The organism is Streptomyces naganishii JCM 4654, from assembly GCF_014650575.1.
Taxonomy (GTDB): domain Bacteria; phylum Actinomycetota; class Actinomycetes; order Streptomycetales; family Streptomycetaceae; genus Streptomyces; species Streptomyces naganishii.
The window spans coordinates 185,520-211,577 of sequence record NZ_BMVF01000011.1; the positions used below are offsets into that span (position 1 = coordinate 185,520).

Genomic DNA, 26,058 nt, shown 5'->3' on the forward strand with positions numbered 1-26,058 from the left:
GTGAAGGCCGCATAGGCAAGAGGGGTGACCTCCCGATGGCATTTCAGGCAGGAGGGCAACGGCCGGTGCCGCGGCCCGTCCCCGACAGTGGCGAGGCGCAGGCCTACCTGCGCGACTACGCCACGCTCCTGCACGCCGTTTCGTTTCCCTCCTTCGTCGTCGACCAGCGCTGGGACGTCGTCCTGGCCAACAGCGCCTTCTCCTCGCTCTTCGGCTCGCTCGCCCCGCACCCGACGGCCATGCCGGACGTCAACTTCCTGCGTTTCGTGCTGTTCCACCCGGAGGCGGGCACGGTCCTCGGAGACCACGAGTCGCGCTGGTGCCTGCCGATGCTGGCGCAGTTCGCCGCCGCCCTGGAGCGCCGCGGCCACGACCCCGCGCTCCAGGCGGTCCGCCGCGACATCGCCCAGGACCCCATCATGGAGGCCGCCTACCGGCACGGCCTGCCGCACTGGATCCGCAGCGTCGGCGAGTCGGCCGCCGAGTCCGACGGCGCGGTCCGCCCGCTGCTGCACCCCGACCCGCGCTGGGGCGCCACCGACTGCCGGATCGTCGAGGAGACCCCGGCCACGCTGCGGGACCTCGGGTACACCCGGCTGACCCTGGTGCTGCGCGAGACGCGGCGCACCGCCCCGGTCCCGCGCGCCGCCCGCCGCGCCCGCCGCGCCTCCGGCCACCTCAGCGTGGTGCCGGCCCCGGAGGCCTGACCCGGCACCGTCGGCGTTCAGGTCGCCGACGGCGCCGGGCCCACCCCGCCCGCGGCCCTCACGCCGTCGCCGCCCGCCACACGAGCACCAGCGGCAGCCCCCGGCACGGCACCAGCCGTACCCCGGAACCGGCCACGTCGGTGGCACGCGCCTCCCGCAGCACCGCCGCGAAGTCGTGGCCCTTGGTCAGTGAGCCGGCCAGGTGCGCGGGGTCGGCGGAGGCGGCGACGCGGCCGCGTGCGTTCACCAGGTGGGCGGGGCCCGGCAGTTCGCGCAGCAGGGGCAGCGCCGCGTCCTCGAAGTGCCGCAGGTAGACGTCCGCGGCGGCGACCCCGGCGAAGCGGCCGGCCAGCTCCACCGGGGCGGACAAGGTCAGGCTGTACTCGTCGGAGCAGAGGTAGTCCACGTAGGGACCGGCCACCGCCCGCAGCCCGGTGTCGCGCGGCAGCGCGAACCAGTCCCAGTGCGTGTAGTCGGTGTACGCCGACTGCCGGGGGTCCAGGTCGAGCAGCAGCGGCCGTACGTCTCCTTCGGCGGTGGACTGCCACCACTCCAGCCAGGCCGGCACGTCGGTCAGCAGTCCGGGGGCCGCGACGAAACCGACGCCCGAGACCAGTTCCTCGCGCTCGAGCCGCAGATGCAGCCCCGGCCGCAGCGCGGCGAGATCGGCGCTCACCGCCCCCCTGCCCGCGTCCGTCACCCGGGCCAGCAGCGCGGCGGTCTCGGCGCGGGTCTCGGCGACCGCCGCGAACACCGCCTCCAGCGCGCGTCCCACCCCGGCGGCGACACGCTCCTCGGCCTCGAGGAGCCCGCCGCGGCCGGGGCGCCGCACGTGTTCCTCGTCCGCGCCGTGCCGCCCACCGGCCGGGGCGCGCGCGGTGTCCGCCGTCCCGACGAGTGCGGGAATCGTGCTCATGGTGCCCTCCAGCGACGGGGCCGCACGGTGCGCTAGAGGGTCAGCCGCAGGGCGATGAGCCGCGCCGCCGACTCCCGGACGCACCGCTCGGCCAGCGTACGGGCCGAATCCGGGGCTTCATCCTGCACGGCGCGGATCACGGCGCGGTGACGATCTGCCACTTCTTCACGATATTCGTCGGTGGCGAGCACGAGGCAGAGCAGCGCCCCCACCTCCGTCTGGAGCGTCACCTGCTCCCGGGTGAGCCGTGCGGACTGCGCGGCCGCCGCGAGCTCCACGTGGAAGCGGCCGTACACCCTGCTGCGCGCCGCCGCGTCGGGGGCCGTGGCCAGCTCCTCCACCGACCGCAGGAGCGGACGCAGGTCGTCCGGCCCGGTGCGCTCGGCGGCGAGCGCGGCCGCGGTGCCGGACAGGGCGGCCCAGTGGTCGCCGAGGTCGCGCAGCTCCTCGCTGCTCCAGCCGCGCAGCCGGGCCCGCAGCCGCTCCTGGCCGGGCCGCTCGGGCAGCGAGACGAAGCTGCCGCCGCCGCGGCCGCGCCGGGTGGTGACCAGGCCCCGCTGCCGCAGCGCCATCAGCGCCTCCCGCAGCGTCACCGTGGACACCCCGAGCAGGCCGGCCAGCTCGCTCTCGCCGGGCAGCTGCTCACCGTCGGCGAGCAGTCCGAGCTCGATGGCGTCGCCGATGCGGCGGACCACCGCCTCCACCCGCGCCCGGCTCTCCACCGGCGCGAAGACGGCCCGCCGGGCGCCCTCCGCGCCGCCCCGGCCGCTCGTGTCCCTGGCGTCGCTCTCGACGTGTCGCTGTTTCACGGCCACCACCTTGCCGGTTGACCCAAGCTTTGCCTTGAGGCGGTCTTGAGCTTTGAACTATGACTTCATATCTTTCCGTTCAACGTTCATGAGCGCCAGAAAGGTTCCCGCATGGAAGGGACTGCGATCCGGCTGCAGGGCCTGCGCAAGTCGTTCGGGCAGACGGCCGCGGTGGCCGGGGTCGACCTGGAGATACGGGACGGGGAGTTCTTCTCGATGCTCGGGCCCTCCGGGTCCGGCAAGACCACGGTGCTGCGCCTGATCGCCGGCTTCGAGACCCCGTCCGGCGGCAGCGTCGAGCTCGCCGGACGGGACGTGACCCGGCTCGCCCCGTTCGAGCGGGACGTCCACACCGTCTTCCAGGACTACGCCCTCTTCCCGCACATGACCGTCGAGCAGAACGTCGCCTACGGGCTGAAGGTCCGCCGGGTGCCCAAGGCCGAGCGGCTGGTGCGGGCCCGCAGGGCGCTCGCCGAGGTGCGCCTGGAGGGATACGGCAGGCGGCGCCCTTCCGAGCTCTCCGGCGGCCAGCGCCAGCGTGTCGCCCTCGCCCGCGCCCTCGTCGGCCGGCCCCGCGTGCTGCTGCTGGACGAGCCGCTGGGCGCCCTCGACCTCAAGCTGCGCGAGCAGATGCAGATCGAGCTCAAGGCGATCCAGCGCGAGGTCGGCATCACCTTCGTCTTCGTCACCCACGACCAGGAGGAGGCCCTGACGATGAGCGACCGCATCGCCGTCTTCCACCAGGGCCGCATCGAACAGGTCGGCGCCCCCGCCGAGATCTACGAGCGCCCCGAGACCGAGTTCGTCGCCTCCTTCGTCGGCACCTCCAACCTGCTGCGCGCGGAGTCGGCGCAGCGGATCCTCGGCTCGCCCGGCACCTACAGCGTGCGGCCGGAGAAGATCCGTGTCCTGAAGGAGTCGGCCCTCGCCGACGAGCCCGACGTCGCCACCGCCACGGGCACCGTCGCCGAGGTCGTCTACCTCGGCGACGCCACCCGCTTCCTGGTCGACCTCGACGCAGGCGGCCGCCTCACCGCGCTCCAGCAGAACCTGGAGACCTCCGCCGAGGACGTCGCCGCCTACCGCGGCACCCGCGTCCGCCTGACGTGGCACCGCCGCCACGCCGTGCGGGTCCCCGACGCCCGCTGAGCACCACGCCCGCCCACACCCCATGGAGAACGTCGTGCGCATCACCCGAACCCTGCGGGCGGCGGCCGCCGCCGCGCTGCTGCTCACCGCCGCCGCCTGCGGCTCCTCCGGCTCCGGCGGCACCGCGTCCCCGGGCGGCCTCAACCCGCCCGACCTCAAGGCCCCGTCCGCGCTCGGCAAGCCCGAGGGCCAGGTCAACCTCGTCGCCTGGGCCGGCTACGTCGAGGACGGCTCCAACGACCCCAAGACCGACTGGGTGCACGACTTCCAGAAGCAGACGGGCTGCCAGGTCCACTCCAAGGTCGCCGCCAGCTCCGACGAGATGGTCAAGCTGATGAAGACCGGCGAGTACGACGCCGTGTCCGCCTCCGGCGACGCCTCCCTGCGCCTGATCGCCTCCGGCGACGCGGCCCCGGTCAACACCGCGCTCGTACCGAACTACAAGGACGTCTTCCCCGACCTGAAGATGCAGGCCTGGAACTCCGTCAAGGGCAAGGCCTACGGCATCCCGCACGGCCGCGGCGCCAACCTGCTGATGTACAACACGCAGAAGGTGAACCCCGCGCCGACGTCCTGGTCCGCCGTCTTCGACGACGCCGCGCGGTACAAGGGCCACGTCACCGCCTACGACTCGCCCATCTACATCGCCGACGCCGCCCTGTACCTGAAGGCCACCAGGCCCGAGCTGAAGATCAAGGACCCCTACGCGCTCGACCAGAAGCAGTTCGACGCGGCCGTCGCCCTGCTGAAGAAGCAGAACGCGGACGTCGGCGAGTACTGGAGCGACTACCTCAAGGAGGTCTCCGCCTTCAAGAGCGGCGACTCCGTGATCGGCACCACCTGGCAGGTCATCGCCAACCTCGCCGCCTCCGAGGGCGCGAAGATCAAGGCCTTCGTCCCGAAGGAGGGCGCGACCGGCTGGTCGGACACCTGGATGGTCTCCGCCAAGGCCAAGCACCCGAACTGCGCCTACAAGTGGCTGGACTGGATCGTCTCCCCGAAGGTGAACGCCCAGGTCGCCGAGTACTTCGGCGAGGCGCCCGCCAACGCCAAGGCCTGCGCGCTGACCAGCGACAAGAACTTCTGCGCCACCTACCACGCGGCCGACACCGCTTACTGGAAGCGCGTCGCCTTCTGGAACACGCCCATCGAGCAGTGCCTGGACGGCCGCACCGACGTCAAGTGCGTGCCGTACGCCAAGTGGGTCCAGGCCTGGACCGAGATCAAGGGCTGAACCGCCGATGACCGTCGCCGCGCAGACCGCCGGGCAGGGCCCCAGGGCCGCCGCCCGGCGGCTCGCCGGGGCGCTGCACCGCCGCCCCCGGCTCCGCCTCGCCCTGCTGCTCGCCGCTCCGCTGCTGTGGCTGGCCGTGCTCTACCTCGGCTCGCTCTCCGTGCTGTTCGTCTCCGCGTTCTGGACGACGGACTCCTTCACCTCCCAGGTGGTGAAGGTCTGGTCGGCCGACAACTTCCACGCCCTGTTCACCACGCCCGTCTACCGCCAGGTGATCGGGCGCAGCATCGGCGTGGCCCTCGCGGTCACCGCCCTGTGCGTGGTGATCGCCTTCCCGGTCGCCTTCTACACCGCCCGCGTGGCCCGGCCGCGGTGGCGGCCACTGCTCGTGGTCGCCATCCTCACCCCGCTGTGGGCCAGTTACCTGGTCAAGGTGTACGCCTGGCGGCTGATCCTCTCCCAGGGCGGCCTCGCCGACTGGATGCTGAAGCCGCTCGGGCTGAGCGGCCCCGGCTTCGGGCTCCCGGCCGCCGTGCTCACCCTGACCTACCTCTGGCTGCCGTACATGATCCTGCCCGTGCACACCGCGCTCGCGCAGTTGCCCGACAACCTGCTCGACGCCTCCGCCGACCTGGGCGCCCGCCCCGGCCGCACCTTCGGCTCGGTGGTGGTGCCGATGGTGCTGCCGTCGGTCGCGGCCGGCTCGATCTTCACCTTCTCGCTCAGCCTCGGCGACTACATCACCGTGCAGATCGTCGGTGGGAAGACCCAGCTCATCGGCAACCTCGTCTACTCCAACATCGAGCTCGACCTGCCCATGGCCGCCGCGCTCGGCACGGTCCCCGTCGTCGTGATCGTGCTCTACCTGCTCGCGATGCGCCGCACGGGCGCGCTCAGCAGCATCTGAACCACCGGCATCTGAAGGGGTGTTCTGGTCATGCAGCTCTCGCGGACCGCGCGCATCGCGCTGCGCGCCGCCGCCGCCCTCGGCTTCGCGGTGATCTACGTGCCGCTGCTGCTGGTCCTCGTCAACTCGCTGAACCCGGACCGCAGCGCGAGCTGGCCGCCGCCGGGCCTGACCACGCACTGGTGGTCGGTCGCCTGGCACAACTCCGGCGCCCGCGCGGCCCTGTGGACCTCGGTCAAGGCCGGCCTCGGAGCGACCGCGATCGCCCTCGTGCTGGGCACACTGATCGCCTTCGCGGTGGCCCGGCACCGCTTCTTCGGCCGCGACGCGGTCTCCTTCGTCGTCGTGCTGCCCATCGCGCTGCCCGGCATCGTCACCGGCATCGCGCTCAACTCCGCGTTCTCCACGGTGCTCGAGCCGCTCGGGGTGGGCCTCGGCCTCTTCACGGTCGTCGTCGGCCACGCCACCTTCTGCATCGTCGTGGTCTTCAACAACGTCGCCGCCCGGCTGCGCCGCACCTCCGGCTCCTACGAGGAGGCGGCGGCGGACCTCGGCGCGCACACCTTCCGCGCCTTCGCCGATGTCACCTTCCCGCTGGTGCGCTCGGCGCTGTTCGCGGGCGGTCTGCTGGCCTTCGCCCTGTCCTTCGACGAGATCGTGGTGACCACCTTCACCGCCGGGCCCGGCATCGAGACCCTCCCCATCTGGATCTTCGACAACATGACCCGGCCGCAGCAGGCCCCGGTCGTCAACGTCGTGGCGGCCGTGCTCGTCCTGCTCTCCGTCGTGCCGATCTACATCGCCCAGCGGCTGTCGGCCGACACCGCCGGCGGCAGCCGGGTCTGACGCCTGCAGCCCGGTCTGACGCCGGCATCCGGCGCCGCCCCTTTACGCAAACGACTTGCGTAACTTGCGCTAGAGTTGCGTGCATGACGCGACGACTTGCGGAAGTGGCGAAGAAGGTCGGGGTCAGCCAGGCCACCGTCAGCCGGGTGCTCAACGGCAAGCCCGGGGTCTCCGAGCCCACCCGGCAGGCGGTGCTCAGCGCGCTGGACGTCCTCGGCTACGAGCGGCCCACCCAGCTGCGCGGCGAGCGCGCCCGGCTGGTCGGCCTGGTCCTGCCCGAGCTGCAGAACCCCATCTTCCCCGCCTTCGCCGAGGTCATCGGCGGGGCGCTCGCCCAGCTCGGCCTGACCCCCGTGCTGTGCACGCAGACCAAGGGCGGGGTCTCCGAGGCCGACTACGTGGAGCTGCTGCTCCAGCAGCAGGTCTCCGGGGTCGTCTTCGCCGGCGGGCTGTACGCGCAGGCCGACGCGCCCCACGACCACTACCGGCTGCTGGCCGAGCGCAACATCCCGGTGGTGCTGGTCAACGCGGGGATAGAGCACCTCGGCTTCCCCGGCGTGTCCTGCGACGACGCGGTCGCCGTCGAGCAGGCCTGGCGGCACCTGGCCTCCCTCGGCCACGAGCGGATCGGCCTCGTACTCGGCCCCGGCGACCACGTGCCCTCGGCGCGCAAGCTGGCCGCGGCGCGCGCGGTGGCGGGGGAGGGGCTGCCGGAGGAGTTCGTGGCGCGGGCCATCTTCTCCATCGAGGGCGGCCACGCCGCCGGGTCCAAGCTGATCGACCGGGGCGTCACCGGCTTCATCTGCGCCAGCGACCCGCTGGCCCTCGGGGTGGTACGGGCCGCGCGCCGCCGCGGACTCGACGTCCCGTCCCGGATATCGGTCGTGGGCTACGACGACTCCGCGCTGATGAACTGCACCGAACCGCCGCTCACCACCGTCCGCCAGCCCATCGAGTCGATGGGCAAGGCCGCCGTGGAGCTGCTGAACGCGCAGATCGGGGGCGGTTCCGTGCCCGCCGACGAGCTGCTGTTCGAGCCGGAGCTGGTGGTGCGCGGCTCCACCGCCCAGGCGCCCCGCGACTGAGCCGTCGGCGAGCAGTCCAGGAGATCCGGTCACCTGTCGAATAATTTCAGATTCTGCGCGGGATATTGCGCACCGTCGTCGTCGGTGCTTGAGTGTGCGGCGCCCACCGCTCCTGCCCGAAGGGGTCCACCGATGAGAAGCACCGGGTTCCGCCATGCCGTCGCCGCGATCGGCGCCTGCTCCCTCGCCCTCGCCGTGACGTCGTGCGGCTCGAACGACGACGACTCGGCGAGCGGCAAGACCCGCATCACGGTCAACTGCCGCCCGCCCGCGAGCGCCAAGGTCGACCGGCAGTTCTTCGACCAGGACGTCGCCGCCTTCGAAAGACAGCACTCGGACATCGACGTCGTCGCGCACGACGCGTTCCCCTGCGAGGACCCCAAGACGTTCGACGCCAAGCTCGCCGGCGGCCAGATGGAGGACGTCTTCTACACCTACTTCACCGACGTCAAACACGTCGTCGCCACCGGCCAGGCCGCCGATCTCACCCCGTACGTCAAGGAGTTGAAGAGCTACGGCACCATCCAGGAGCAGTTGCGCGACATCTACACCGTGGACGGCAAGGTCTACGGAATCCCGCGCACCGGCTACTCGATGGGCCTGGTCTACAACAAGAAGCTCTTCGAGAAGGCCGGCCTCGACCCCGACAAGCCGCCCACCACGTGGGAAGAGGTCCGCACGGACGCCAGGAGGATCGCCGCGCTCGGAGGCGGCACGGTGGGCTACGCCGACTACAGCGCCCAGAACCAGGGCGGCTGGCACTTCACCGCCGAGCTGTACTCCCAGGGCGGCGACGTGGTCTCCGCCGACGGCAAGAAGGCCACCGTCGACACCCCCGAGGGCCACGCCGTCCTGCGGAACCTGCACGACATGCGCTGGACGGACGACTCCATGGGCAGCAAGCAGCTCCTGGTCATCAACGACGTGCAGCAGATGATGGGTTCGGGCAAGCTCGGCATGTACCTCTCCGCGCCCGACAACATCCCCATCCTGGTCAAGGAGAAGGGCGGCAACTACCAGGACCTGGCGCTCGGCCCCATGCCCGGCGGCAAGGGCACGCTCGTCGGCGGCGACGGCTACATGTTCAGCAGGAAGGACACGCCCGCCCAGATCCGCGCCGGCCTGAAGTGGCTCGACCACATGTTCCTCACCCCCGGCAAGGGGTTCCTCGGCGACTACGCCCGCGCCAAGGCCCACAACGCGCCCGTCGGCCTGCCCGAGCCGCGCCTGTTCACCGGCGCCGCCGACGCCGAGGACCAGCAGGCCAAGAAGGCCGACGCCAACGTGCCCGTGGAGAACTACCGTTCCTTCCTCGAGGGCAACCACAAGCTCCAGCTCAAGGTCGAGCCGCCCAGCGCCCAGCAGATCTACTCCGTCCTCGACGGCGTGGTCTCCGCCGTCCTCACCAAGAAGGACGCCGACATCGACGGGCTGCTCAAGGACGCCTCCGGCAAGATCGACGGCATCCTGGCCCGGAGCTGACCGGTGATGACCAGCACGGCCGAGCGGCGGCCCACCCGGACGGCCGCCGTCCACCCCGTACCGGAGCCGCCCCCGGCAGGCAGGAGCAGGCGGCGCCGCCTCGCCGAACAGGCCCGCGCCTACGCCTTCCTCCTCGGCGGCCTGATCTGCTTCGCCCTGTTCTCCTGGTACCCGGCGATCCGCGCGGTCGTGATCGCCTTCCAGAAGTACACCCCCGGCCAGACGCCCGAGTGGGCCGGCACCGCCAACTTCACCCGCGTCCTGCACGACCCCGAGTTCGGCGCCGCCTGGCGCAACACCCTCACCTTCACGGTGCTGGCCCTGCTGATCGGCTTCGCCGTCCCCTTCGTCCTGGCCCTCGTCCTCAACGAACTCCGCCACGCCAAGGCGTTCTTCCGAGTCGTGGTCTACCTGCCGGTGATGATCCCGCCCGTGGTCAGCGCCCTGCTGTGGAAGTGGTTCTACGACCCCGGCGCCGGCCTCGCCAACGAGGCGCTGCGCGCCCTGCACCTGCCCACCTCGAACTGGACCAACGGCGCCGACACCGCGCTGGTCTCCCTGGTCCTCGTCGCCACCTGGGCCAACATGGGCGGCACCGTCCTGATCTACCTCGCCGCCCTGCAGTCCATCCCCGGCGAGCTGTACGAGGCCGCCGAACTCGACGGCGCGAACCTCCTCCAGCGTGTCAGGCACGTCACGATCCCGCAGACCCGGTTCGTGATTCTGATGCTGATGCTCCTTCAGATCATCGCCACCATGCAGGTGTTCACCGAACCCTTCGTGATCACCGGCGGCGGCCCCGAGAACGCCACCGTCACCGTCCTCTACCTCATCTACAAGTACGCCTTCCTCTACAACGACTTCGGCGGCGCCTGCGCCCTCAGCGTCATGCTGCTCGTGCTGCTCGGCGTGTTCTCCGCCGGCTATCTGCGCCTGACCCGCTCCGGCTCCGGCGAGGAGGACGCATGAGCGCCACCCGCACCCTGCTCTCCCCGGCGGCCCTGGCCCGCCCGCGCGGAAAGGCCGCCTACTGGACCGTGTTCACCGGCGTGGTGGTGCTGTTCACCCTCGCCTTCCTCTTCCCCGTCTACTGGATGGTCACCGGTGCGATGAAGTCGCCGGACGAGGTGGCGCGGACGCCGCCCACCCTCGTCCCCGAGCACTGGCACCCCGGCGCCTACACCGACGCCTGGGACCTCATGCAGCTCCCGCAGCACCTGTGGAACACGGCCGTCCAGGCCGCCGGCGCCTGGGCCTGCCAGCTGGTGTTCTGCACGGCCGCCGCATACGCCCTGTCCAAGCTCAGGCCCGCGTTCGGCAAGGTGATCCTCGGCGGCATCCTCGCCACCCTGATGGTCCCGGCCCAGGCACTCGTCGTACCGAAGTACCTGACGGTCGCCGACCTGCCGCTGATCCACACCAGCCTGCTCAACGACCCCCTCGCGATCTGGCTGCCCGCCGCCGCCAACGCCTTCAACCTGTACCTGCTCAAGCGGTTCTTCGACCGGATACCGCGTGACGTGCTGGAGGCCGCCGAGATCGACGGCGCCGGCAAGCTGCGCGTCCTGTGGTCCGTCGTGCTGCCGATGTCACGGCCGGTGCTCGGCGTGGTGTCGATCTTCGCGCTGGTCGCCGTCTGGCAGGACTTCCTGTGGCCGCTGATGGTCTTCTCCGACACGGACCAGCAGCCGATCAGCGTGGCCCTGGTCCAGCTGTCGCAGAACATCCAGCTGACCGTGCTCATCGCCGCGATGGTGATCGCCAGCATCCCGATGGTCGCGCTCTTCCTCGTCTTCCAGCGGCACATCATCGCCGGGATCAGCGCGGGCAGCACCAAGGGCTGACGGCCCCGCCCCTCCGCGCCGGCGACCCGCCCTCGCTCACCGAGACAGAAAGGCCCGCACAGTGGGACAGCCCAGCCCTGCCCGCAACGCCCCCGACGCCCGCCGCGGCGACGCCTGGTGGCGCTCCGCCGTCATCTACCAGGTGTACGTCCGCAGCTTCGCCGACGGCGACGGGGACGGCACCGGCGACCTCGCGGGCGTCCGCTCCCGGCTGCCGTATCTCGCCGAACTCGGCGTGGACGCCCTGTGGTTCAACCCCTGGTACCTCTCCCCGATGAAGGACGGCGGCTACGACGTCGCCGACTACCGTGCCGTCGACCCGGCCTTCGGCACCCTCGCCGAGGCCGAGAAGCTCATCGCGGAGGCCCGCGAGCTGGGCATCCGGACCATCGTCGACATCGTGCCCAACCACGTCTCCGACCAGCACCCCTGGTTCCGCGCCGCCCGCGCCGCCGCCCCGGGCGCACCCGAACGGGAGCTGTTCCACTTCCGGCCCGGACGCGGCGAGCGGGGCGAACTGCCGCCCAACGACTGGACGTCCCAGTTCGGCGGCCCGGCCTGGACCCGGCTGCCGGACGGCGACTGGTACCTCCACCTCTTCGCCCCCGAACAGCCCGACCTCGACTGGGCCCACCCGGCGGTGCGCCAGGAGCACGAGGACATCCTCCGCTTCTGGTTCGAACGCGGCGTGGCGGGCGTCCGCATCGACTCCGCCGCCCTGCTGATCAAGGACCCCCGCCTGCCCGACTTCACCGAGGGCCGCGACCCGCACCCCTACGTCGACCGCGACGAACTGCACGACGTCTACCGCTCCTGGCGCAGGGTCGCCGACGAGTACGGCGGCGTCTTCGTCGGCGAGGTGTGGCTGCCCGACAGCGAGCGCTTCGCCCGCTACCTGCGCCCCGACGAACTGCACAGCGCCTTCAACTTCGCGTTCATGGCCTGCCCCTGGGACGCGGACCGGCTCCGTACGGCGATCGACGACACCCTCGCCGAGCACGCCCCCGTCGGCGCGCCCGCGACCTGGGTGCTGTGCAACCACGACGTCACCCGCACCGTCACCCGCTACGGCCGCGAGGACACCGGCTTCGACTTCGCCACCAAGGCCTTCGGCACCCCCACCGACCTCGCCCTCGGCACCCGCCGGGCCCGCGCCGCGGCCCTGCTCTCCCTCGCCCTGCCCGGCGCCGTCTACCTCTACCAGGGCGAGGAGCTCGGCCTGCCCGAGGCCGGCATCCCGGTCGACCGCATCCAGGACCCCATGCACTTCCGCTCCGGCGGCACCGACCCCGGCCGGGACGGCTGCCGGGTCCCGCTGCCGTGGACGGCCGGGGCGCCGTACGCGGGTTTCGGCTCGCGCGAGGAGCCGTGGCTGCCGCAGCCGGCCGGCTGGACGGAGTACGCCGTCGACCGGCAGGAGGGGGATCCCGGCTCGATGCTCGCCCTCTACCGCCGGGCGATCCGCCTGCGCCCGGTGTTCGGCGACGCCCCGCTCACCTGGCTGCCCGCGCCCGAGGGCGTCCTCGCCTTCGCCCGCGCCGACGGGGCCACCTGCGTGGTCAACCTCTCGGACGCACCCGCGCCACTGCCCGGCCACACCGAACTCCTGCTGGCCAGCGGCCCCCTGGACGACCGGGGCCGGCTCCCGCAGGACACGGCGGTCTGGCTGCGCGCCTGACCCCGCGCACCCCGACCGCCGTCGCGCACCGCGCTATCCCCGCACCCCCACCACGAAGGGATCAGCACATGCACGGCAGCACAAGCACGACCCGCAGCACCACCGGTTCCGCCCGGCGGGCGGCCGCCGCCGGCGCCGCCGTCGCCCTCGCGGCCGGCATGCTCGTCGCCCTCGGCTCGCCGGCCGCGCACGCGGCCGCGGGCGCCTCCCTGCCCTTCACCCCGGTCGAGGCCGAGTCCGCCGCCACCACCGGCACGAAGATCGGCCCGGACTACACCCAGGGCACCCTCGCCTCCGAGGCCTCGGGCCGCCAGGCCGTACGCCTGGCCGCCGGGCAGCGCGTCGAGTTCACCGTGCCCCGCGCCGCCAACGCGGTGAACGTCTCCTACAGCGTCCCCGACGGCCAGTCGGGCACGCTCGACGTGTACGTCAACGGAACCAGGCTCGCGCAGACCCTCCCCGTCACCTCCAAGTACTCCTACGTCGACACCGGCTGGATCACCGGCTCCAGGACGCACCACTTCTACGACAACTCCCGGCTGCTGCTCGGCCGGGACGTCCAGGCCGGCGACAAGGTCGCCCTGGTCGCCACCAACGTGCAGGTCACCGTGGACGTGGCCGACTTCGAGCAGGTCGCCCAGGCCGCGCCGCAGCCCGCCGGGTCGGTGTCCGTCACCGCCAAGGGCGCCGACCCCAGCGGCCAGGGCGACTCCACCCAGGCCTTCCGCGACGCCATCGCCGCCGCGCAGGGGGGAGTGGTGTGGATCCCGCCGGGCGACTACCGGCTGACCTCCTCGCTGAACGGGGTGCAGAACGTCACTCTCCAGGGCGCCGGCGACTGGTACTCGGTGGTGCACACCTCGCGCTTCATCGACCAGTCGAACTCCTCGGGCAACGTCCACATCAAGGACTTCGCCGTCATCGGCGAGGTCACCGAGCGCGTCGACTCCAACCCCGACAACTTCGTCAACGGCTCGCTCGGGCCGAACTCCTCCGTCTCCGGGATGTGGATCCAGCACCTCAAGTGCGGCTTCTGGCTCATGGGGAACAACGACAACCTCGTCGTGGAGAACAACCGGATCCTCGACACCACCGCCGACGGACTCAACCTCAACGGCAACGCCAGGGGCGTGCGGGTCCGCGGCAACTTCCTGCGCAACCAGGGCGACGACTCCCTCGCCATGTGGTCCCTGAACGCCCCGGACACCGGCAGCAGCTTCGAGAACAACACCGTCTCGCAGCCCAACCTCGCCAACGGCATAGCGATCTACGGCGGCACCGACATCACCGTGCGCGGCAACCTGGTCTCCGACACCAACGCCCTCGGCAGCGGCATCGCCATCTCCAACCAGAAGTTCCTCGACCCCTTCAGCCCGCTCGCCGGGACCATCACCGTCGACGGCAACACCCTGGTGCGCGCCGGCGCGATGAACCCCAACTGGAACCACCCGATGGGCGCGCTGCGCGTCGACTCCTACGACAGCGCGATCAACGCCACGGTGAACATCACCGGCACCACGATCACCGACAGCCCTTACAGCGCCTTCGAGTTCGTCTCCGGTGGCGGGCACGGCTACCCAGTCAAGGGCGTCACCGTGGACGGCGCGACCGTGAGGAACACCGGCACGGTCGTCGTGCAGGCCGAGGCGCAGGGCGCGGCGGTCTTCCGCGACGTCACCGCCACCTCCGTGGGCGCGGCCGGCGTCTACGACTGTCCCTACCCGTCCGGCTCGGGCAGCTTCACGCTCACCGACGGCGGCGGCAACTCCGGCTGGCCCGGCACCTGGGAGGACTGCTCGACCTGGCCGCAGCCGGGCCAGGGAAATCCCGACCCCGACCCGAACCGCAACCTCGCCAAGGGCCGCCCGGCCACCGCGACCGGCTCGCAGGACGTCTACACGCCCGGCAAGGCGGTCGACGGCGACGGGAGCAGCTACTGGGAGTCGGCCAACAACGCCTTCCCGCAGTCCTGGACCGTCGACCTCGGTTCCGGCCAGGCCGTGCGCCGCCTGGTGCTTAAACTGCCGCCGTCGGCCGCCTGGGGCGCCCGCACCCAGACCATCACCGTGCTGGGCAGCACCGACGGCTCGAACTACTCGACCGTGGTGGGGGCGCGGGACTACCGCTTCGACCCGGCGACCGGCAACACCGCCACCGTCGCCCTGCCCGACGGTACGAACCTGCGCTGGCTGCGGCTGTCGGTGAGCGCCAACACCGGCTGGCCGGCGGGACAGTTCAGCGAGGTGGAGGCGTACCTGACCCCGTGATCCGGCGGCCGTCCCGCTGCCAGGACGCCCCGCGCCTCACCGTCCGGATGCGCTCGTGCACGCGGGTCCGCGGCTCGGCGAAGCGCGGGGCCGCCCGTCTGCGCACCCGTTCGAGCACCTCGCGTACCGCCGCTTTTCACATTGGCGCCATCGCACCCTTCCCACTCGTCCGGCGGACTTGGAACACTCGCAGCGCGCGTGCAGCGCCCGTACCGCCCGTACCCAGGACGAGAGGTCCTTGCCCATGCCCGAGGTCAACCGGCGCCGATTCCTCCAACTCGCGGGGGCCACCACGGCGTTCACCGCGCTGTCCAACAGCGTCGAGCGCGCCGCCGCGCTGCCCGCGAACCACCGCACGGGGTCGCTCGAGGACGTCGAGCACATCGTCGTCCTGATGCAGGAGAACCGCTCCTTCGACCACTACTTCGGCACCCTGCGCGGCGTACGCGGATTCGGCGACCCGCGCCCGGTCACCCTGCGCGGCGGCCAGTCCGTCTGGCACCAGAAGGACGCCGCGGGCAAGGAGATCCTGCCCTTCCACCCCGACGCCGACGACCTGGGCCTCGCCTTCATCCAGGACCTCCCGCACGGCTGGAACGACGGGCACGCCGCCTTCGACGACGGCAGGTACGACAAGTGGGTCCCGTCCAAGGGCACCACGACGATGGCGTACCTGACCCGCGAGGACATCCCCTTCCACTACGCGCTCGCCGACACCTTCACCATCTGCGACGCCTACCACTGCTCCCTGATCGGCTCCACCGACCCCAACCGCTACTACATGTGGACCGGTTACACCGGCAACGACGGCAAGGGCGGCGGCCCCGTCCTCGGCAACGACGAGGCCGGCTACGGCTGGACGACGTACCCCGAGCGGCTGGAGAAGGCGGGCGTGTCCTGGAGGATCTACCAGGACGTCGGCGACGGCCTCGACGCGGCCGGCGGCTGGGGCTGGATCCAGGACGCCTACCGGGGCAACTACGGCGACAACTCGCTGCTGTACTTCAACCAGTACCGTAACGCGGCGCCCGGCGACCCGCTCTACGACAAGGCCCGTACCGGAACCGACGCCCGCAAGGGCGAGGGCTTCTTCGACCGGCTCAAGGCCGACGTCAAGGGCGGGAAACTCCCGCAGATCTCCTGGATCGTCGCCCCCGAGGCCTTCACCGAGCACCCCAACTGGCCCGCCAACTACGGTGCCTGGTACGTCTCCCAGGTCATCGACGCGCTGACCGCCGACCCCGAGGTGTGGGCGAGGACCGCCCTGTTCATCACCTACGACGAGAACGACGGCTTCTTCGACCACCTGATCCCGCCCTTCCCGCCGGCCTCCGCGAGCCAGGGCCGCTCCACGGCCGACGCGGAACCGGACCTGTTCAAGGGCGGCGGCGGCCACGTCGCCGGCCCCTACGGCCTCGGACAGCGCGTGCCCATGCTCGTCGTCTCACCCTGGAGCAAGGGCGGCTTCGTCTGCTCCGAGACCTTCGACCACACCTCCATCATCCGTTTCATGGAGCGCCGCTTCGGGGTGCGCGAGCCGAACATCTCGCCCTGGCGGCGGGCCGTGTGCGGCGACCTCACCGCCGCCTTCGACTTCTCCCGCAAGGACACCGGGCACGTCCCGCTGCCCGGCACGGCCGGCTACCTCCCCCCGGACCACAACCGCCACCCGGACTACGTCCCCACCCCGCCCGCGAAGGGCACGCTGCCCCGGCAGGAGCGCGGCCGCCGTCCCACCCGGCCGCTCAAGTACGCGCCCCTGGTGGACGCCTCGGCCGACACGGCGACCGGAAAGCTCACCCTGACCTTCGCCTCCGGCGCGCACGCGGGCGCCGCCTTCCTCGTCACCTCCGGCAACCGCGCCGACGGCCCCTGGACCTACACCACCGAGGCCGGCCGGAAGGTCGCCGACACCTGGAACTCCGCCTACTCCGGCGGCTCCCACGACCTCACCGTGCACGGACCCAACGGATTCCTGCGCGTCTTCAAGGGCCCCGGGAAGACGGCCGGCCCGGAGGTCACCGCACGGCACGTGGGCGACGACGTCGAGCTCGCCTTCACCAACAAGGGCGCGAAGACCGCGTCGCTGAAGGTGAGCAGCGGATACGGCGGGAAGCCGAGGACGGTCCGGGTGCGGCCCGGCGCCACCGTGAAGGAGCGCTACTCGCTGGCGGCCAGCGCGCGTTGGTACGACCTCACCGTCACCGACGAAGGAGAGGCGGGGTTTGTGCGGCGTTTCGCCGGACATGTGGAGAACGGCCGTCCCGGGGTGAGCGATCCGGCCATCCTGACCCGCTGATCAGCGGACAGGAAGCGGTTGCCTTCCGGCCGGCTCGCGGTAGTGTGCCCCGGTGACCACGCATTCGAACACACCTGCAGGCTGGTACCCCGATCCGCACGGGGCGGCCGAGACGCTGCGTTACTGGGACGGCTCCCAGTGGACGGAACACACCCACGCCGGCCAACAGCCCCAGAGTGCGCAGCAGATGGCGCCGCAGGTCCCGGCGCAGCCGACGGGCCCCGACGCCCGGGTGCAGCGTCAGGTGCAGCAGCAGGCCGGGGTCGCCCCCAGCGGCCCCGGCGGCGGCACGCTGTTCAGCGAGCCGGTGCTGGTGGTGAACCAGAAGGCCAAGCTGATCGAGCTGACCAACGAGTACAAGGTCTTCGACCAGAACGGCAGCCTGATCGGCGCGGTCACCGAGGTCGGGCAGAGCGCGCTGAAGAAGATCCTGCGCTTCGTCTCCAGCCTCGACCAGTTCATGACGCACAAGCTGGAGATCCGCGACAACCACGGGCAGCCGCTGCTGGTGCTGACCCGGCCCGCGAAGATATTCAAGTCGCGCGTGATCGTGTCCCGCCCGGACGGCTCGCAGGTCGGCGAGATCGTCCAGAACAACGTCTTCGGTAAGATCAACTTCGCGATGAACGCCGACGGCCGGCAGGTCGGCGCCATCAAGGCGGAGAACTGGCGGGCCTGGAACTTCGCCATCGTCGACCACGCCGACAACGAGGTCGCCCGGATCACCAAGACCTGGGAGGGCCTGGCCAAGACGATGTTCACCACGGCCGACAACTACGTCCTGCAGATCCACTACCAGCTGCCCGAGCCGCTGCTGAGCCTGGTGGTCGCGACGGCGCTGACCGTCGACACCGCGCTCAAGCAGGACTCGCGGGGCCTGGGCTGACGGACGGCCCTCACGGTGAGAGCCGCGTGACGGCGGTGGTCACAGGGGAGTGAGACGGCCCGGTCCGGAACGCTCGGGCAGCAACACCGGTTCCTGGGAGGCCGACTCCGGCTCCAGGGCCAGGACGGCGGCCACGGGGTGCGCCCCGTGACCGCCCTCGCCGGCCGGGCGCGGGCCCGAGCGCGACAGCTCCACCACGCCCCAGCCGGCCAGCGCCGCGCCCGCCAGCGCGAGGAGCACACCCCGCGCGCCGCCTTGGAGGCCCTGGCCGAGCAGGGTGATCCCGACGACCGCGGCTGCCACCGGGTTGGCCAGCGTCACCACGGCCAGCGGGGCGCCGAGGCCGCCCCGGTAGGCGGTCTGCGACAGCAGCAGGCCGCCCGTGGCGAACGCGGCCACCAGCAGCGCCACCGTGATCACCCGCGCGCTGAGCAGCGGTCCGGAGTGGTCCGTCGCGGCGACCGTCACCGTCTGGGTGAGCGCGGAGGCGACACCGGAGGCCAGGCCGGACGCGGTCGCGTGCCTGAGACCCGGCCGCGCCCCGGGCCGTGACAGCGCCCCGACGAGGACGGCCGTGCCGCCCGCGACCGCGAGCGCCTCGGCCGGGCTCAGCGCCTGCCGGGGCGCGGGTCCCGACGCGGCGACGAGCAGGGCGGAAAGCCCGAGCAGGGTGCACGCGGTGCCCCGCCACTCGGCGGCCGCCACCCGCCGCCCCGCCATCCGCGCCCCCATCGGCACCGCCGCCACCAGCGTCAGCGCGCCGAGCGGCTGGACCACGGTGAGCGGTCCGTACCGGAGGGCGACCACGTGCAGCAGGGCCGCCGACCCGTTCAGCGAGACGGCCCACCACCAGGCGCCGGAACGCAGCAGCCGCACCAGGCCCGCTCCGGCGTCCCGCGCGGCGAGCCGCTCCTGGGCGACCGCGGCGGCGGCGTAGGCGACGGCCGAGAACAGCGAGAGGACGACGGCGAGGACGGCGGCGCTCATCGGGCCGCCCCCACCAGGGAGTCGTCCTCCGCGGGCACCGGCCGTGCGTGGCCGCCGCCCGCGGTGTGCGGGGCGCGGTGCGGCCGGGGTACGACCGTCAGGGCGAGGCCGAGCAGCGCGGCCGCCACGAGCGCGTCCAGCCAGTAGTGGTTCGCGGTGCCCACGATCACCACCAGGGTCAGCAGCGGGTGCAGCAGCCACAGCCATCGCAGGCGCGAACGGGTCGCGGCGATCAGGCCGACGGCCACCATCAGAGCCCAGCCGAAGTGCAGCGAGGGCATCGCCGCGAACTGGTTGGACAGGTGGTCCGTCTGCGGCGGCCCGTACACCGACGGCCCGTACACGCGGGCGGTGTCGACCAGGCCCGCCTCGGCGAGCATCCGCGGCGGGGCCAGGGGGAACGCCAGATGCACCACCAGGGCGGCGGCGGTCACCGCGGCCAGCACGCGGCGGGCCCAGACGTAGTGCGCCGGGCGCCGCAGGTAGAGCCATATCAGGAAGCCCGCGGTGACCGGGAAGTGCACGGTGGCGTAGTAGGTGTTCGCCAGGTGGACCGCCGTGTCGCCGTGCAGCAGCAAAGACTGCACCCCGCCCTCGCCGGGCAGGCGCACGGCCCTCTCCAGGTCCCAGACGCGGTCCGCGTCGCGGAACGCCTCGCCGGTGTGCCCGGCGACCAGCTGCCGGCCGAACTTGTAGATCAGGAAGAGCCCGGCGACCAGCAGCAGCTCGCGCAGGAGCGGGGGTCGCGCGGGCCGGGCGGGCCGCGCCGGCGCCTCCTGCTCACGGGAATGCATGCCCCGGCCCCCTCGCTGACGGTGGTGCGTGCGCGCGGCGCCGTGCGCGCCGCCCGCTGATCCGACTGACATCGATACGCTAGCGTACCGGTACGACAGTGTATCGATACGCTTGAGTACCGGTACACTGACGTATCGATGGAGATGCGCCACACTGGGCGGCGCAGCCCCCGGACGAGCGAAGGAGAAGAGTGATGACGTCGCAGGCCGCGGACGGACCGGAGCCCGTCGTCGCCTCGCGCCGCTCCAAGCTCACGCCTGAGCGTGAGCGGGAGTTCTTCGACGCCGTCCTCGAACAGATCCGCGAGTGCGGGTACGACGCCGTCACCATGGAGGGCGTCGCCGCCAGCACCCGTTGCAGCAAGTCCACGCTCTACCGGCAGTGGAAGACCAAGCCGCAGTTCGTGGTGGCCGCGCTGCGCTCCAGCAGCCGCTCGCGGTTCGCCGGCATCGACACCGGCACCCTCGCCGGGGACCTGCGCGAGGCGGCGCGTGCCGCGGGCGAGTGGTCCGGCAAGGACACCCGCCTCCTCCAGGCCCTCGGGCACGCGATCATGCAGGACCCCGACCTGAAGCGGGCGCTGCGCGAGACCCTCGTGGAGCCCGAGATCGCCGCGCTGCGCGAGATCCTGCGGCGCGGGGTCGAGCGCGGCGAGGTCCCGCCGGACACGCCCGCGCTGGAGTACGTCCCGGCGCAGATGTTCGGGGTGCTGCGCATCCGGCCCGTGCTGGAGGGGGCGTACGCCGACCCGGACTACATGGTCAGGTTCGTGGAGGCCGCCGTGCTGCCGGCGCTCGGCCTCGAGTGAAGACCCAGGCCGCCGTCCAGGGATGACCGGACGGTGACCTGCCGGCGCCGCACCGTGGGGACGGGGGCGGCGCGCACCACCGGCCGGGTGGGGTTCCTCTGGAGCGGAGGGGCGCCTCACCCGGCCGGAGCGTGTGCGGGGCCGGTCAGACGTTCTGGCCGTCGCCGCCGCCCGAGGACACCTTTATGCCCTTGGTGATGTCGTCGATCACCGACTGCCGCTGCCCCACGTCCACGCCGAAGCGGACGACCACGATCCGCCGGGAGTCGGCCGGCGAGGGGAAGGCGAGCGACTCGACATAGCCGTCGGCGCCCTTGCCGGTCACCGCCTTCCAGCGGACCAGGTAGCCCTCCTGGCCCGCCACGGTCACCGCCTTGGACTGGAGCACCTGGTGCGAGGTGATCCCGCCGTACGTCTTCCCGCCGTAGGACTCCTTGGCGTTGGCGGCGATGTCGGCCTTCGCGACCTCTTCCGCCGTTCCGCCCTGGGTGCCGAGCAGCAGGGCGGGCGCGGAGTAGGCGCCGCCCTTGGTGCACTCCTGGGAGGTGTCCCCGGGGCACTTGTAGGAGTCGTCCGAGGTGACCTGGGCGCCCGCGGTGAGCTGCTGGCCGTACCAGCCGCCGGGTATGGGCAGGCTGATGCCGCTCACCTGGTCGGTCACCGAACCGCTGCGGATCTTCGGCGCGGCGGACTGCCCACCGGAACCACCGGGACCACCGGAACCACCGGAGCCCCCCGAACCACCCGGGCCGCCGTTCCCGCCACTTCCGCCGTTGCCGCCGGGGCCGCCGCCGAACGGCCCGCCGAGGCCGCCGGAACCTTCCTGCCCGCCGGAACCGCCGCGCCCGGCCGGCCCCTGCGACCCGGCGCGGTCCCGGCTTCCCGAGCCGTCCCCGGCCAGCGCGTACACGCCGGCCCCGATGCTCGCCAGCACCGCGGCGGCCACCGCGACCGCGATGCCCGTGCGCAGCCCGCGCCGCGGAGCGGCCGGCGGCGGCGCCGGATACCCCGGCCAGCCGGGGTGCCCGTAGTAACCGGGCTGAGCCGCGATCCCGGGCTGACCCGGAATCTCGGGCTGACCCGGAAACCCGGGCTGAGCCTGGGACCCGGGCTGGCCGGGAACCCCGAACTGCCCCGGGGATCCGAACTGCCCTGCGGACCCGGGCTGATCCTGGAGTCCCGTCTCCCCGGCGGACGGCTGCGCCGGGGGACCCCACGCGGCGGGCGAACCGAGGGGGCGGGTCCGGTCCGTCCATGCCTTGCCGTCCCACCAGCGCTCGGTGGCGGGACCGTCACTTGTCTGCCCGGGGTCGGGGTACCACCCGGGTGGAGTCACCTGCGTCATGCCCCCACCGTATGAGGCGTCGGTGAAAGCCGGATGAGAGACCCCGCCCGGCCGGCGATCCCGGTGCCCTTGACCGGTCACCGGGCCTTCCTTGACCGGGAGTTGACACGTCACTCCCGTCACCGGCGCAGGTCGCGGGCGTCCGGCGTCGCCCGCGCGCGACCGGTTTCACCCGTCGCGGCAACAGGTGACCGGACCCTGCTCCACTTCGCGGGCACGGGGACTACGCTCGGGTTCCGTACGTCGTTCGGGCGACTTGGGGAGGTAGCGGGATGACGGAGGTACGGCCGGGTGCGGCCGCCTCGGCCTCCCTGTGGGAGCGCGACGAGGAGATCACCGCCGTCTCGGACGCGGTGGAGACGCTGTGCGCCGACCGCTCGTCCTCCGGAGGCCTGCTGGTCTTCCAGGGCGACGCGGGACTCGGCAAGACCGCGCTCCTGGCCGAGACCCGGCGCCTGGCCCGGCAGCGCGGCTGCACCGTGTGGTCGGCGCGCGGCGGCGAGACCCTGCGCTCCGTACCGTTCAACGTGGTACGGCAGTTGCTCCAGCCCGCGCTGGTGTCCATGAGGCCCGAGGAGGCCCGCGAGTACCTCGGCGACTGGTACGACATCGCCGGCCCAGCCCTCGGCATCGCCGAGCCCGGCGACCGGCAGGCCGACCCGCAGGGCGTGTGCGACGGGCTGGTCGCCGCGGTGCGCAGGCTCGCCGGGCGCGAGTGGCCGCTGGTGCTGCTCATCGACGACGCCCACTGGGCCGACGAGGAGACCCTGCGCTGGCTCGCCGCCTTCGTCGAACGCCTCGACGACCTCTCCGTGCTGGTCGCCGTCGCCCGCAGGCCCGGCGAGTCCGACGGCGACAGCGCCCGCTGCCTGGACGCGGTCGCCGCCGCGGCCGGCGTCAGCGACCTGAGCGCCCTCACCCCCGACGCCACCGCCGGGCTCACCCGCGCCACGCTCGGCCCGCAGGCCGACGCCGCGTTCTGCCGCGAGGTGTGGGCGGTCACCGGCGGCAACCCGTACGAGACCGTCGAACTCCTCGCCAAGGTTCAGGACAGCGAACTCGAACCGGCCGAGGCCCACGCCGGTGAACTGCGCGCCCTGAACCGCTCGGCCCGCGGCGGCGGACTCGTCGCCCGCCTGGAGGAACTCGGCATCGACGCCACCCGGTTCGCCTGGGCCGCCGCCATCCTGGGCACCGACATCTCCGTAGACCTGGTGGCGCGGTTGGCCACCATGGGCCGCGAGGACGCCGTGAGCTGCGCCGAACTGCTGCGCGGCGCCCGCATCCTGACCGACCCCGACCCGGCCACCGGGCGCGGCGGCGACGGCGACCTGGAGTTCGTGCACCCGCTCATCGCCACCGCCGTCTACGACTCCATACCCGACGCCCTGCGCACCGCCATGCACGGCATCGCCGCCCAGGTCGTCACCGACTCCGGCCTCGGCGCCGCCGCGGCCTCCCGGCACCTGCTCCAGGTCCACCCGGACGACGACGATGAACTCGTCGAACAGCTGCGCGCCGCCGCCCGCGAACACCTCGCCGTCGGCGCCCCGGACGCGGCCCGCCGCTGTCTGGAGCGCGCCCTGCTGGAGCCGCCCGCCCCCGAGGTGCACGCCCGCGTCCTGTAAGAACTGGGCTGCGCCACACTGCTGACCGCGCCCGCCACCACCGTCGAGCACCTGCGAAGCGCCCTGGGCATGCGCGGCCTCGACGGCGCCGCCCGCGTGGACGCCGTGTGCCGGCTCTCCCAGGCCCTGCTGCACAACAACCAGCTCGAGGAGGCCGTCCGCACCGTCGAGGCGGAGGCCGCCCGCCACGAACCCGGTCCCGTACGGCTGCGACTCCAGGCCGTGCAGTACATGTGGGAGGGCCTGTACGCGGGCGAGACCGGCTCCCCGGACCGCTCCGAACGGCTCGCCGCGCTCGCCGCCGGCTGCACCGGCCGCGACAACTCCGAGCGCGCCCTGCTGATCCTGCGCGGCTTCGACGCCATGACCCGGGGCGAGAACGCCGAGGAGGTCGTCGAGGTGTGCGACCGCGCCCTGGTCAACGGCCGCCTCGCCCCGGGCCTCGGCTGGACCGATCCCGAGTGGGGCATCGAACTGCTGCTGATGCTCGCCGGGGCCTACGCCTACAGCGACCGCCTCGACCGCGCCGAGGCCCTCTACGCCGAGGGGCTGCGCGCCTACGAGAGCGCCGGCTGGAGCGGCGGCCACCTCGCCCTCGCGCACGCCTATGTCGGGCTCGGCCAGCGCAGGCGCGGCCGGCTCAGAGAGGCCGAGACCTCCCTGCGCGAGTCCCTGCGCCTGGCCGAACGGGTGGGCCGCGGACTGCCGTTGTACTGGACCGCCTCCTGCAACCTCGTCGACACCCTGCTCGCCCGCGGCCACGTCGGGGAGGCCTGGGAGGTCGCCGAGCGCTACGGCTTCGCACCGCCCTACCCGTCCACCATCGTCATCCCCGACCCGCGCTCCGTGCGCGGCCGGCTGCTGCTCGCCGTGGGCCGCACCAAGGAGGGCGTCAACGAACTGGAGGCCGCCGAGAAGGCCGCCGCCGTCCGCGGCCACCACAACCCCGTGATGGTGCCGTGGGCCGCCGACCTGGCCCACGCCCTGGCCACCGAGGACCCGGCCAGAGCCGCCCGGCTCGCCGCCGACGTGCGCCGCCAGGCCGAGCGGTTCGGCACCGACACGGCCATAGGGGAGGCCCTGCGGTGCGCGGCGGCGCTGGAGACCGGCCAGCGCGCGGTACGCCTGGCCGCCCAGGCCGTCACCTACCTCGAGGCCTCGCCGTGCCAGTACGAGCACGCGGCCGCCCGCGTCGAGTACGGCATCCTGTCCCGCTCGGTCGCCGAACTCGACCGGGGCCTGACCCTGGCCCGCTCCTGCGGCGCCGACGGCCTGGTGGCCCAGGCCCGGCAGGTGCTGGAGTCGGGCCGCGGCCTGCGTTAGCCCGCACTAGTCGCCCGTGAGGACCACCCACACCTGGCCGCGCGCCAGGTTCACGGGCGTGCCGTTCGCGGCGGTGAGCGAGGTGCCGTCCGCCGCCCCGGGGCGCTTCCAGGTGACGTCGTAGACCCGTCCGTCGCGCAGCACCTCCGCCTTCCCCGACCCCACGGTCTCGGTGTACGGCGTGTAGTTGCCGAGCACGTCGTGCAGGCTCGACCTGCGCACCTTCACGTGCTGCACCACCACGGTCGCCGGGGTCACGCGGCCGCCGTCGGTGGTCACCGTGGGCGTGCCGTCCATGGCCACCTGCCAGCCGTGCCGCTGCGCCGACCAGGTGAAGGTGAACCGGGCCGACGGGTAGCGCACCGTGCGCGAGGTCTCGGCGCGGCCGCCCGCCGGGGCCGGACCGTAGCGGAAGCCGGTGGTCAGCGCCTCGGCGCCCGGCGGGGAGGCGAGGAGGCGGGCGGGGCGCAGGAAGAGGTCGTGCGGGGGCACCTTGTCGCCGCCGCGGAAGTACGCGCCGGGGTCGCTGTCGGCCGACTCGGCCTTGACGGGGGCCGCGTCGATCAGCGGCAGCAGCTTGGACTGGGCGCCGGAGAAGGCGAGGACGGGGTGGTCGAACTGGCGCAGCAGTTCGAGGTCGGACTCGCGGGCGCTGCGCACCGGCCCGACGACCGGGGGCAGCTTGGTGGCGTACACGGCCATCAGCCGGCTCAGCCCTCCCTCGACCTGCTCCGCGTACACGATGTCGGCGGCGTTCAGGCCCGTCTGCGGGCGGGCCGGGACCACATTGTCGATCTTGACCGCGAGCACCGGGCCGGTGTGCCGCGGGCTCGCGGTGGGGGACGGGGACCGCCCGGCGGAGTGCCCCGGCACATCGCCGGGGCCGCCGCGCCCCGAGGAGCAGCCCGCCGCCAGGGACAGGGCCGCCACGGCGGCCAGCAGGGCGGCCGCGGTCACCGCCCGCCGTGTCCGCGCTCTTCGTCCCGGGCCCGGTTCCGCGCCCGGCCATATGCCCGCCGTCCCGCCCTCGGTCGTCGCCATGGCCTCAAGCCCCCGTCTTCGC

General features: G+C 72.7%; 20 protein-coding genes and 1 pseudogene. 15 read left to right on the forward strand and 6 right to left on the reverse strand.

What is annotated here, in order from left to right; translation table 11 throughout:
* Positions 1-35: 35 nt before the first annotated feature.
* Positions 36-707: an MmyB family transcriptional regulator gene (locus IE217_RS21395; protein WP_190179506.1), complete on the forward strand. Its 672-nt coding sequence runs from the start codon at positions 36-38 to the stop codon at positions 705-707.
* Between the two features lie 58 nt (positions 708-765).
* Here IE217_RS21395 and IE217_RS21400 read toward each other — a convergent pair whose 3' ends face one another.
* Positions 766-1,623, reverse strand: coding sequence for a cache domain-containing protein (locus IE217_RS21400; RefSeq protein WP_229865479.1), 858 nt, complete (start codon positions 1,621-1,623; stop codon positions 766-768).
* Positions 1,624-1,655: 32 nt separating this feature from the next.
* Positions 1,656-2,432 (reverse strand): FadR/GntR family transcriptional regulator, encoded by a 777-nt coding sequence (locus tag IE217_RS21405; protein ID WP_190179507.1) that lies wholly within the window; start codon positions 2,430-2,432, stop codon positions 1,656-1,658.
* A gap of 111 nt (positions 2,433-2,543) precedes the next feature.
* On the opposite strand from IE217_RS21405, the gene IE217_RS21410 reads away from it, so the two are divergent.
* The 12 genes from IE217_RS21410 (at position 2,544) to IE217_RS21465 (ending at position 18,109) form a co-directional block, all read left to right on the forward strand.
* Positions 2,544-3,581: an ABC transporter ATP-binding protein gene (locus IE217_RS21410; protein ID WP_190179508.1), complete on the forward strand. Its 1,038-nt coding sequence runs from the start codon at positions 2,544-2,546 to the stop codon at positions 3,579-3,581.
* A 22-nt stretch (positions 3,582-3,603) separates the two neighbouring features.
* Positions 3,604-4,815: an ABC transporter substrate-binding protein gene (locus tag IE217_RS21415; RefSeq protein ID WP_190179509.1), complete on the forward strand. Its 1,212-nt coding sequence runs from the start codon at positions 3,604-3,606 to the stop codon at positions 4,813-4,815.
* 7 nt (positions 4,816-4,822) lie between these two features.
* A complete protein-coding gene (locus IE217_RS21420) occupies positions 4,823-5,722 on the forward strand; it encodes an ABC transporter permease (RefSeq protein ID WP_190179510.1) in 900 nt (299 codons plus the stop codon).
* Positions 5,723-5,752: 30 nt separating this feature from the next.
* Entirely contained in the window at positions 5,753-6,568 is an 816-nt protein-coding gene (locus IE217_RS21425; RefSeq protein ID WP_190179511.1) for an ABC transporter permease, read from the forward strand.
* Positions 6,569-6,651: 83 nt separating this feature from the next.
* Positions 6,652-7,653, forward strand: a complete 1,002-nt coding sequence (locus tag IE217_RS21430) for a LacI family DNA-binding transcriptional regulator (protein WP_190179512.1) — start codon at positions 6,652-6,654, stop codon at positions 7,651-7,653.
* Positions 7,654-7,785: 132 nt separating this feature from the next.
* Positions 7,786-9,135 carry an ABC transporter substrate-binding protein gene (locus IE217_RS21435; protein ID WP_190179513.1) on the forward strand — a complete coding sequence of 450 codons (1,350 nt, stop codon included), beginning with the start codon at positions 7,786-7,788 and terminating at the stop codon, positions 9,133-9,135.
* Positions 9,136-9,141: 6 nt separating this feature from the next.
* Positions 9,142-10,104, forward strand: a complete 963-nt coding sequence (locus tag IE217_RS21440; RefSeq protein ID WP_190179514.1) for a carbohydrate ABC transporter permease — start codon at positions 9,142-9,144, stop codon at positions 10,102-10,104.
* A complete protein-coding gene (locus tag IE217_RS21445) occupies positions 10,101-10,979 on the forward strand; it encodes a carbohydrate ABC transporter permease (RefSeq protein ID WP_190179515.1) in 879 nt (292 codons plus the stop codon). Before IE217_RS21440 ends, IE217_RS21445 begins: the two co-directional genes overlap by 4 nt.
* 61 nt (positions 10,980-11,040) lie before the next feature.
* The gene (locus IE217_RS21450) at positions 11,041-12,657 is read left to right on the forward strand and encodes a glycoside hydrolase family 13 protein (RefSeq protein WP_190179516.1); all 1,617 of its coding nucleotides are present in this window, start codon (positions 11,041-11,043) and stop codon (positions 12,655-12,657) included.
* Positions 12,658-12,725: 68 nt separating this feature from the next.
* Positions 12,726-14,924, forward strand: a complete 2,199-nt coding sequence (locus tag IE217_RS21455) for a discoidin domain-containing protein (protein WP_190179517.1) — start codon at positions 12,726-12,728, stop codon at positions 14,922-14,924.
* Positions 14,925-15,168: 244 nt separating this feature from the next.
* Positions 15,169-17,223, forward strand: coding sequence for a phosphocholine-specific phospholipase C (locus IE217_RS21460; RefSeq protein ID WP_190179518.1), 2,055 nt, complete (start codon positions 15,169-15,171; stop codon positions 17,221-17,223).
* A gap of 52 nt (positions 17,224-17,275) precedes the next feature.
* Entirely contained in the window at positions 17,276-18,109 is an 834-nt protein-coding gene (locus IE217_RS21465; RefSeq protein ID WP_190179519.1) for an LURP-one-related family protein, read from the forward strand.
* 39 nt (positions 18,110-18,148) lie between these two features.
* Here IE217_RS21465 and IE217_RS21470 read toward each other — a convergent pair whose 3' ends face one another.
* Positions 18,149-19,096, reverse strand: a complete 948-nt coding sequence (locus IE217_RS21470) for a DMT family protein (RefSeq protein WP_190179520.1) — start codon at positions 19,094-19,096, stop codon at positions 18,149-18,151.
* Entirely contained in the window at positions 19,093-19,890 is a 798-nt protein-coding gene (locus tag IE217_RS21475) for a phosphatase PAP2 family protein (protein WP_190179521.1), read from the reverse strand. The genes IE217_RS21470 and IE217_RS21475 overlap by 4 nt, the downstream gene beginning before the upstream one ends.
* 194 nt (positions 19,891-20,084) lie before the next feature.
* Between IE217_RS21475 and IE217_RS21480 the strand changes: the two genes are divergently transcribed.
* Positions 20,085-20,699: a TetR/AcrR family transcriptional regulator gene (locus IE217_RS21480; protein WP_190179522.1), complete on the forward strand. Its 615-nt coding sequence runs from the start codon at positions 20,085-20,087 to the stop codon at positions 20,697-20,699.
* 145 nt (positions 20,700-20,844) lie between these two features.
* Here the strand turns inward: IE217_RS21480 and IE217_RS21485 are convergent, their stop codons facing one another.
* On the reverse strand, positions 20,845-22,044 hold the full coding sequence (locus IE217_RS21485) for a DUF2510 domain-containing protein (protein WP_190179523.1): 1,200 nt from the start codon (positions 22,042-22,044) through the stop codon (positions 20,845-20,847).
* A gap of 272 nt (positions 22,045-22,316) precedes the next feature.
* On the opposite strand from IE217_RS21485, the pseudogene IE217_RS21490 reads away from it, so the two are divergent.
* Positions 22,317-24,995, forward strand: a pseudogene (locus IE217_RS21490) (ATP-binding protein).
* 6 nt (positions 24,996-25,001) lie between these two features.
* On the opposite strand, the gene IE217_RS21495 reads toward IE217_RS21490, so the two are convergent.
* Positions 25,002-26,036 (reverse strand): DUF3048 domain-containing protein, encoded by a 1,035-nt coding sequence (locus tag IE217_RS21495; RefSeq protein ID WP_190179524.1) that lies wholly within the window; start codon positions 26,034-26,036, stop codon positions 25,002-25,004.
* Between the last annotated feature and the right edge of the window lie 22 nt (positions 26,037-26,058).

Coding starts and splice junctions, on each gene's coding strand:
- IE217_RS21395 (WP_190179506.1), top strand. CDS start 36: ATGGCATTTCAGGCAGGAGGGCAACGGCCGGTGCCGCGGCCCGTCCCC.
- IE217_RS21400 (WP_229865479.1), bottom strand. CDS start 1,623: ATGAGCACGATTCCCGCACTCGTCGGGACGGCGGACACCGCGCGCGCC.
- IE217_RS21410 (WP_190179508.1), top strand. CDS start 2,544: ATGGAAGGGACTGCGATCCGGCTGCAGGGCCTGCGCAAGTCGTTCGGG.
- IE217_RS21415 (WP_190179509.1), top strand. CDS start 3,604: ATGGAGAACGTCGTGCGCATCACCCGAACCCTGCGGGCGGCGGCCGCC.
- IE217_RS21420 (WP_190179510.1), top strand. CDS start 4,823: ATGACCGTCGCCGCGCAGACCGCCGGGCAGGGCCCCAGGGCCGCCGCC.
- IE217_RS21425 (WP_190179511.1), top strand. CDS start 5,753: ATGCAGCTCTCGCGGACCGCGCGCATCGCGCTGCGCGCCGCCGCCGCC.
- IE217_RS21430 (WP_190179512.1), top strand. CDS start 6,652: ATGACGCGACGACTTGCGGAAGTGGCGAAGAAGGTCGGGGTCAGCCAG.
- IE217_RS21435 (WP_190179513.1), top strand. CDS start 7,786: ATGAGAAGCACCGGGTTCCGCCATGCCGTCGCCGCGATCGGCGCCTGC.
- IE217_RS21440 (WP_190179514.1), top strand. CDS start 9,142: ATGACCAGCACGGCCGAGCGGCGGCCCACCCGGACGGCCGCCGTCCAC.
- IE217_RS21445 (WP_190179515.1), top strand. CDS start 10,101: ATGAGCGCCACCCGCACCCTGCTCTCCCCGGCGGCCCTGGCCCGCCCG.
- IE217_RS21455 (WP_190179517.1), top strand. CDS start 12,726: ATGCACGGCAGCACAAGCACGACCCGCAGCACCACCGGTTCCGCCCGG.
- IE217_RS21460 (WP_190179518.1), top strand. CDS start 15,169: ATGCCCGAGGTCAACCGGCGCCGATTCCTCCAACTCGCGGGGGCCACC.
- IE217_RS21470 (WP_190179520.1), bottom strand. CDS start 19,096: ATGAGCGCCGCCGTCCTCGCCGTCGTCCTCTCGCTGTTCTCGGCCGTC.
- IE217_RS21475 (WP_190179521.1), bottom strand. CDS start 19,890: ATGCATTCCCGTGAGCAGGAGGCGCCGGCGCGGCCCGCCCGGCCCGCG.
- IE217_RS21480 (WP_190179522.1), top strand. CDS start 20,085: ATGACGTCGCAGGCCGCGGACGGACCGGAGCCCGTCGTCGCCTCGCGC.
- IE217_RS21485 (WP_190179523.1), bottom strand. CDS start 22,044: ATGACGCAGGTGACTCCACCCGGGTGGTACCCCGACCCCGGGCAGACA.
- IE217_RS21495 (WP_190179524.1), bottom strand. CDS start 26,036: ATGGCGACGACCGAGGGCGGGACGGCGGGCATATGGCCGGGCGCGGAA.